This is a genomic window from Kingella pumchi, assembly GCF_022288825.1.
Taxonomy (GTDB): domain Bacteria; phylum Pseudomonadota; class Gammaproteobacteria; order Burkholderiales; family Neisseriaceae; genus Kingella_D; species Kingella_D pumchi.
In genome coordinates this window covers 17,630-25,517 of the sequence record NZ_JAKOOW010000007.1, presented here as the reverse complement: position 1 = coordinate 25,517, position 7,888 = coordinate 17,630, and the positions used below count along the sequence as shown (strand labels likewise).

General features: G+C 59.6%; 4 protein-coding genes. 2 read left to right on the top strand and 2 right to left on the bottom strand.

The window, feature by feature from the left end; genetic code table 11:
* Nucleotides 1-144: 144 nt before the first annotated feature.
* On the bottom strand, nucleotides 145-3,753 hold the full coding sequence (gene putA, locus MB824_RS02415) for a bifunctional proline dehydrogenase/L-glutamate gamma-semialdehyde dehydrogenase PutA (protein ID WP_238745635.1): 3,609 nt from the start codon (nucleotides 3,751-3,753) through the stop codon (nucleotides 145-147).
* Nucleotides 3,754-3,924: 171 nt separating this feature from the next.
* Entirely contained in the window at nucleotides 3,925-4,653 is a 729-nt protein-coding gene (locus MB824_RS02410) for a class I SAM-dependent methyltransferase (RefSeq protein ID WP_238745633.1), read from the bottom strand.
* A 120-nt stretch (nucleotides 4,654-4,773) separates the two neighbouring features.
* Here MB824_RS02410 and MB824_RS02405 point away from each other — a divergent pair, with 120 nt between their 5' ends.
* Nucleotides 4,774-7,113 (top strand): LysM peptidoglycan-binding domain-containing protein, encoded by a 2,340-nt coding sequence (locus tag MB824_RS02405; RefSeq protein ID WP_238745631.1) that lies wholly within the window; start codon nucleotides 4,774-4,776, stop codon nucleotides 7,111-7,113.
* A 142-nt stretch (nucleotides 7,114-7,255) separates the two neighbouring features.
* Complete coding sequence (gene pgsA / locus MB824_RS02400; protein ID WP_238745629.1) at nucleotides 7,256-7,819, top strand: CDP-diacylglycerol--glycerol-3-phosphate 3-phosphatidyltransferase; 564 nt, start codon at nucleotides 7,256-7,258, stop codon at nucleotides 7,817-7,819.
* Nucleotides 7,820-7,888: the final 69 nt, after the last annotated feature.

The window sequence follows — 7,888 nt, the reverse complement described above, 5'->3', positions numbered from 1 at the left end:
TTTTCAGGCTGCCCTTTTCAGGCTGCCCTTTTCAGGCTGCCCTTTTCAGGCTGCCCTTTTCAGGCTGCCTGCCGGATGCCAACACATCGCCCCAATAAAAACGCCTGCCGGCAAATGCAGCAGGCGTTTGTGATGTGCGCGGGCTTAGACTTCGGCCATCGCCATCAGGCTGGCGTTGCCGCCGGCGGCGGTGGTGTTGACGCTGCAGCTGATTTCTTCAAACAGTTGCAGGACATCAACGCCGTTTTGCGCATCGACGATGCGAACCAGCGGGCCGCTGCGTTTGGCCAGCGCGGTTTTGGTGTCGGCGCTGGGGGCGTCAAGGGCAACCAGATGGCTGATGCCGGCGGCGGTTTCAGGGGCGTCCTGCACCAGCAGCAAGCCGTCGAGCTGGCTTTGCAGCTGTGCCAGCGGGTGGCTGCTGCTGACGATGGTTTGGATGCCGGCAGCGGCGATGCGGATCAGGCCGGCGAAGGCGCGTTCGAAATCGCCGCCGTCGAGCCATACCTGCTTGGGCGCGCGCCAAGTCAGGGTGTTGTCTTCGCCGGTGGGGCCGGTAAGCTCGGCGCGGGCTTGGCGTAGGGTGAAGATGCGGGCTTCGCCCATCACGCCGGCAAGGCGCAGCTTGGCTTCCTGGTCGAAATCCAAACCGTGCAGCACGCTTTCGAGCTTGGCCAGCGCGGCATTGTCGGCGCTGCCCGGGGTGGTGAGTTTGGGCAGCTGCCATGCGGCGCCGCGGCTCAAACGCTGCAGGTAGAAGGGACCGCCGGCTTTGGGGCCGGTGCCGGACAGGCCGTGGCCGCCGAAGGGCTGCACGCCGACGACGGCACCGACGATATTGCGGTTGACATAGATATTGCCGGCTTCGATGTTGTCTTGGATAAACTCGACGGTGCGATCGATGCGGCTGTGGATACCGTTGGTAAGCGCATAGCCTTTGCTGTTGATCTGCTGAATCAGATCGTTCAGGCCGTCGGCGGGATAGCGGATCACGTGCAGCACGGGGCCGAATACTTCGCGCTGGAGTTGGTCGAGATTGTCCAGTTCAAACAAAGTCGGGGCGACATAGGTAGCGTTGTCGGCATTGGCCGGCAGCTTAATCTGGTGGCTGACTTTGGCAACACCTTTCATTTTGTCGATGTGCTTGAGCAGGTTGCCCTGGGCTTCGGCGTCGATAACCGGGCCGATGTCGGTGTTGATCAAGGTGGGATTGCCGACGGTCAGCTCGTTCATCGCGCCTTTGATCATGGCGAGCATGTGGTCGGCCACGTCTTCCTGCAGGCAGAGAATGCGCAGGGCGGAGCAACGCTGGCCGGCGCTGTCGAAGGCGGAGTTGAGCACGTCCACGCATACCTGCTCGGACAGGGCTGTGGAATCGACGATCATGGCGTTCTGGCCGCCGGTTTCGGCAATCAGCACCGGCAGGTCATCGCGTTTGCTCAGGGCTTCGTTAATCAGTTTGGCCACTTCGGTGGAGCCGGTGAAGATCACGCCGTTGATGCGCTCGTCGCGGGTCAGCGCGGCGCCGACGTCGCCGGCACCGAGTACCAACTGGACGGCGTCGGCCGGCGCGCCGGCTTCATGCAGCAACTGAACGGCGCGGTAGGCGATCAGGCTGGTCTGCTCGGCAGGCTTGGCCAATACGGTGTTGCCGGTAACCAGCGCGGCCACCACTTCGCCGACGAAAATCGCCAGCGGGAAGTTCCACGGGCTGATGGCAACAATGGTGCCGACCGGTTTGCGCTCGCCGCAGGTGTGCTCGGCTTCGTCGGCATAGTAGCGGCAGAAATCGACGGCTTCGCGCACTTCGGCGATGGCGTTGTTCAGGGTTTTGCCGGCTTCGCGCACCGCCAGCATCATCAGTTCGGCGGTGTGCTCTTCCATCAGGTCGGCGAAACGGCGCAGTACGGCGGCGCGTTCGGCGGCGGGTGTGGCGCCCCAAGTGCTTTCGGCGGCTTTGGCGGCGGTGATGATTTCGGGCACGGCTTCGGCTTCGACAAAGGCGGCGGTGCCTACCACGTCATTGTGGTCGGCAGGGTTGCGCACTTCGTGGGCAGCCTGAACGGCGGCTTTCTTAACGGCCAGCAGGGGTTTGGCTTCCCAAGTTTTGCCGGCGGCAGCGTTCATCTGCGCCTGCAGGCTTTCGAGCACGTCTTCATTACTGAAGTCCAGACCGCTGGAGTTGAGACGGTCTTTGCCGTAGAGATTGCGCGGCAGCGGCAGCGCGGCGTGCATGGTGCCCTGGGTTTGCGGGGCTTCATCCAGCGGAGATTTCACCAGGCTGTCGATGCTGATGCTTTCGTCAACGATTTGGTTGACGAAAGAAGAGTTGGCGCCGTTTTCCAGTAGGCGGCGCACCAGATAGGCCAGCAGGGTTTCGTGGGTGCCGACCGGTGCGTAAATGCGCACGCGGCGGCCGAGATTTTGCGGGCCGACCACTTGGTCGTACAGGGTTTCGCCCATGCCGTGCAGGCATTGGTGTTCAAATTCCTTGCCTTCGCCCATCTGGTAGATGGCGCCCAGGGTGTAGGCGTTGTGGGTGGCAAACTGCGGGAAGATGGCGTCTTGCGCGGACAGGAGTTTGCGTGCACAGGCCAAGTAAGAGACGTCGGTGTGGACTTTGCGGGTGTAAACCGGATAACCGTTCAGGCCGTCCACCTGCGCCCATTTGATTTCGCTGTCCCAATACGCGCCTTTTACCAGGCGGATCATCAGTTTTTGCTTGTTGCGGCGGGCAAGGTCGATCAGGTAGTCGATAACGAAGGGGCAGCGTTTTTGGTAAGCCTGAACCACGAAACCGATGCCGTTGAAACCGGCCAGATCGGGATCGGAAACCAGCGCTTCCATCAAGTCTAAAGAAAGTTCGAGACGGTTGGCTTCTTCGGCGTCGATGTTCAGGCCGATGTTGTACTGTTTGGCCAGGATAAAGAGCTGTTTCAGCTTCGGCAGCAGCTCGGTCATCACACGTTCGTGCTGGGCGCGGGAATAGCGCGGATGGATGGCGGAAAGTTTTACCGAAATGCCGTTGCCGTCGTACACGCCGGCGCTGCCGGCATCTTTGCCGATGGCGTGGATGGCGTTGACGTAGTCTTGGTAATAGCGTTCGGCGTCGGCCTGGGTCATTGCCGCTTCGCCGAGCATATCGAAGGAATAGCGGTAGCCGAGTTTTTCGCGCTCTTTACCGTTTTTCAGTGCTTCTTCGATGGTTTGGCCGGTAACGAACTGTTTGCCGAGCATGCGCATGGCGTAGTTGACGCCCTGGCGGATCAGCGGCGCGCCGCCTTTGCCCAGCAGGCGGGTCAACGAAGCGCCCATGCTTTCGCTGTCGGTCGGTTCTTTGGTCAGTTTGCCGGTAATCAGCAGACCCCAAGCCGCGGCATTAACGAACAGCGACGGGCTATTGCCCAGATGGCTTTTCCAGTTGCCGTCGGAGAGTTTGTCCTGAATCAGCTTGTTGCGGGTTTCCGCGTCGGGAATGCGCAGCAGGGCTTCGGCCAGACACATCAGCGCCACGCCTTCCTGGCTCGACAGGCTGAATTCGTGCATCAGGGCATCGACGCCGCTGGCTTTGGTGCGGTCGCTGCGCACCTGGGTTACCAGGCGGCGGGCCAGCGCTTCGGCGGCGGTTTTTTCCGCATCGCTCATCTGCGCCTGCGCGAGCATATCGGCAACGGCTTCGGCTTCGTCGCGGCGGTAGGCTTTGGTAATGGCTTGGCGCAGGGGATTGGTCTGGGTTTGTGCAAAATCAAACATCGTATTTTCCTAAGTTTGAGGTCGGATGATTGTGTAAAAAGCGGTAAAAATAACCTATATATGTTAATGGAAAACGGCCTAAAAGGCGAACGAATTTTACAGATTGTTTGCTGCCGTACGGCCGCAGGCGTTTTTCAGGCTGCCTGCCCGCGTGCAAGGCAGCCTGAAAACTCAGCGCGGCTCTGTGGTGCAGGCGCTGGCAGCACCCTGCCGGCTCAAACCGAACGCCGCTTCAGGCAGCAGGACATTTTGCGGCGAGCGCTCGGGCAGTATCGGGGCGGCCACCCGCTTCGACAACACCAACGCATACACCGCCGCCGCATGCGGCCACCAGCGGTCGCCCGCCGCTTCCATAAAACGCCAAAACCGCAGGGCGCGTTCGGAGCGCAGCGACGGCAGATAATTGAGAAAACGGCCGCTCTCGATATGCCAGCCGGTTTCAGCAAGACGGGATTTCAATACCGGCAGCGGCAGGCAGCCTGAAACATCCGGCACGCGCTTGCGGCACCTATCCAGCCGCCACAGCGAATACGGGTTGAAGCCGGTCAGCAGCAAGCAGCCCTGCGGGCGGATAATGCGGTGCATTTCGGCTAGGAAAACGGCAGCCTGATCCGCCTCCCAAGACGGATGGGCGGCCAGCACGCAGTCGAAAAAAACATCCGGCCACGGCGTTTTCAGGCTGCCTGCCAGCACATCCGCCGGCGGCTGCGCATCCTGATGCACGGTAAGGCCGGAGAGCGGCGGCAGGGCAAACAGCCGGCCGAGAGAACCGAGCAGCAGCAGGTTTTCAGGCTGCCTGTCGGTTAAGGCAGCCTGAAAAAAGAGGTTTTCCTGCGCGCGCAGATAACGCCCTAAAGAGTTTTGCGCAAGCCACGCGGGCAAAATCCGGGGGTCCGCCATCGGCTTTCCTAGGTGTCTGTAAATTTTGGCATTTGATTTGCTTGCAGATTGACAGCATTGGGGCGCTGCCCTTACGATATACTCTGAAAATACGGCTTTTAACGGAAGCATTTTAAAGTTATGAAATCCATCAAGTCCATCACTTTGGCCGTCAGCGGTCTTTTTCTTTTGCCGGCGCTGGCCTGTGCCGACAACGGCACCACCGATAAAACCGCATCGGCGCTGATGCAGCTGAACACTTCCGTTTTCACGCTGGCCGATCTGCCCAAACACGGCGGCGATCTGTGGGCGGTGCTGCGGCAGGACTTCCGCATGAACGAAGTCAACCAGTCGCTGGTGCGCAGCCACGAGAGCAAATTCTCTTCGGGAAAAGCCTATTTCAACCGTACCATCCAGCGCAGCAAGCCGTATATGTACCACATCGCCACCGAGGTGAAAAAACGCGGCATGCCGGCCGAAATTGCCCTGCTGCCGTTTATCGAAAGTGCCTATGTAACCAAGGCCAAATCGCATGTCGGTGCTTCCGGTTTGTGGCAGTTTATGCCCGCCACCGGCCGCCATTTCGGCTTGGAACAGACCCCGCTGTACGACGGCCGCCACGACGTTTACGCCGCCACCGATGCCGCGCTCAACTATCTGCAGTATCTGCACGGCCTGTTCGGCGACTGGTCTTTGGCGCTGGCCGCCTACAACTGGGGCGAGGGCAATATGAGCCGCGCCATCCGCCGCGCCCAAGCCGCCGGCCTGCCGCCGACCTACGAAAACCTGAAAATGCCCAACGAAACGCGCAACTACGTGCCCAAACTGCTGGCCGTGCGCAATCTGGTCAACAACCCGCAGGCATTCGGCCTGACCCTGCCCGAAATGAAGCACGAGCCTTATTTCCGCACGGTAACCGTCAACGGCCCGCTCGACATTATGGCCGCCGCCCATCTGGCCAATATTTCCGAAAACGAATTTCTGGCACTCAATCCGGCTTTCAAAACCCCGGTCTTCATTCCCAAAGGCAACCGCAAAATGCTGCTGCCGGTAGCCGCCGCACAAACCTTTGAGCGCAACTACCGCGAATCCGACAGCAAAAACCTGCTGTCGTGGGACATCTACACCGCACAAAGCTCAACCGCGCTGGCCGATCTGGCGAATATGACCGGCATGTCGGTCAGCGAACTCAAACGCCTAAACGGCATCAGCGGTACCCATATCGCCGCCGGCCGCAGCCTGCTGGTCAGCAAAAACAGCACGAAAAACGGGCTCAACAGCTTTGCCAAAGCCGATTTTGATCCCGTACCCGACAAATACAACGAGCAGGCACCGGTGCTGACCGCACAGCAAACCGTGCGCACCCCGCCGCCCGCACCGGTATCCGTCGGCACGCCTTTCTTGGCCGACGCTGCCAAAGCCCAAGACAAACCGCACGTAGCACTTGCGCCACCTGCAAACGTAATAGCCGCCGCGGTCCTGGCCAAGCAGCCTGAAAAAACTGCGCCGCCCGTTACCACCCTTGCTGCCGCCCAAACCGACAAAACCGCCAGTCCGGCAGCTGTAACCGCTTTCAGGCAGCCTGAAAAACCGGCGGTAAACGCTAACGCGGTTGCAGCGCTTGCCGACAAACAACCTGCCGCGCTGACGCAGAGTTTTGCTACTGCAGCATCCGCCGTCAAACAGCCAAGCGAACCGGCTGGCGTCCAAACCGCGCAAACCCGTCCGCAAGCTGCTGCAGAGCAGCCTGAAAAAACTGCTGCGACCGCCAGAGAAACACCTGCCGATACCGTTTCCGGCAGGCAGCCTGAAACCGCCCACACCGCCGCGAATCAGAGCAACACTTTTGCCGCCGAAGATCCGACCGACGAGCTGATGGCGCTGGCGCTGGCATCGCAAGAGCGTCTGCGCCGCCAGCAAGAGCAGGCCGCGCAGGCGGTTCAGCAAACCGCTGCTGCCGCCGAAGCCAAAGAGCAGAAAGAACAAAGCGAACGGCGCATTGCCGAAGCCAAACAGCGCCAGCAGCAACAGCAGTTGGCCAAAGCCAAAGCGGCGCAGGAGGCGGAAAAAGCCAAAGCAGCCGAAACCAGCCGCTCTCTGGCGGCGAATACCGGCACGCATAAGGTCGGCAGCGGCGAAACCCTGTACAGCATCGCCAAACGCTACAACATGAGCGTGGCCGATTTGGCTGCCGCCAACCACATCAAAGGCGAGCACATCCAAGCCGGTCAAACCCTGAAAGTATCGTTGGCTGCCGCCAAAAACGCCGCACCTGCCGCCCAAGCCGTCAAAACCGTTGCCAAAGGCGGAAAAGCCGCCGAAGCCAAACCTTCCGTGCCGGCATCCTATACCGTGCGCAAAGGCGATACTCTGCATGCCATTGCGGCACGCTATAATCTGAAATTAAGCGAAATTAAAAAGCTCAACCACGGCAACGACAACATCAAAGCCGGCCAGACCATCCGTCTGACAGCGAGCTGAGCGCCAAACCGATGCCGACGCCAAGTTTCCCCCGAAGCTTGGCGGTTTGGCTTTTTAGCGGCAATCCATTTGAACAAAAACCGTTTTCAGGCAGCCTGAAAACCATACCGACACCATAATAATCGAGAATGCGGACACGCTTATGCGATGGAACATACCCATATTGCTGACTTGGCTGAGAATCCTGCTGATTCCGGTGTTTACAGCGCTGTTTTACCTGCCGCAAGGCTGGCTCGATGCGCAAACGGTCAATTATCTGGCCGCCCTGATTTTCGCCGCCGCCGGCATCACCGACTGGCTGGACGGCTTTCTCGCCCGCCATTGGCATCAAACTTCCGATTTCGGTGCCTTTCTCGATCCGGTTGCCGACAAACTAATGGTGGCGGTGGCCTTGATACTGCTGGTCAAACTCGACCGCACCGCCGCCGTTTACGCGATGGTCATTATCGGCCGCGAAATCACCATTTCCGCCCTGCGCGAATGGATGGCGCAACTGGGACGGCGCAGCAGCGTCGCCGTTGCCCATATCGGCAAATTCAAAACCGCCGCGCAAATGGCCGCGATTTTCGCCCTGCTGATTTACCAAAACGACTTTCTCGGCCTGAATCTGCCGCAAATCGGTAACATACTGATGTTTATCGCATCGGTGCTGACCATCTGGTCGATGTTCTATTATCTGAAAATGGCGTGGCAGGAATTTAAGTAGTCCGCACACAAAAAGTGCTTGCAATTTTCGCGGCCAGTCTGCATAATCCGCGACTTCGTTAGCACGACA

Bases quoted from the DNA above. Each gene is read 5' to 3' on its own strand.
- putA (WP_238745635.1), bottom strand. From the start codon at position 3,753: ATGTTTGATTTTGCACAAACCCAGACCAATCCCCTGCGCCAAGCCATT.
- MB824_RS02410 (WP_238745633.1), bottom strand. From the start codon at position 4,653: ATGGCGGACCCCCGGATTTTGCCCGCGTGGCTTGCGCAAAACTCTTTA.
- MB824_RS02405 (WP_238745631.1), top strand. From the start codon at position 4,774: ATGAAATCCATCAAGTCCATCACTTTGGCCGTCAGCGGTCTTTTTCTT.
- pgsA (WP_238745629.1), top strand. From the start codon at position 7,256: ATGCGATGGAACATACCCATATTGCTGACTTGGCTGAGAATCCTGCTG.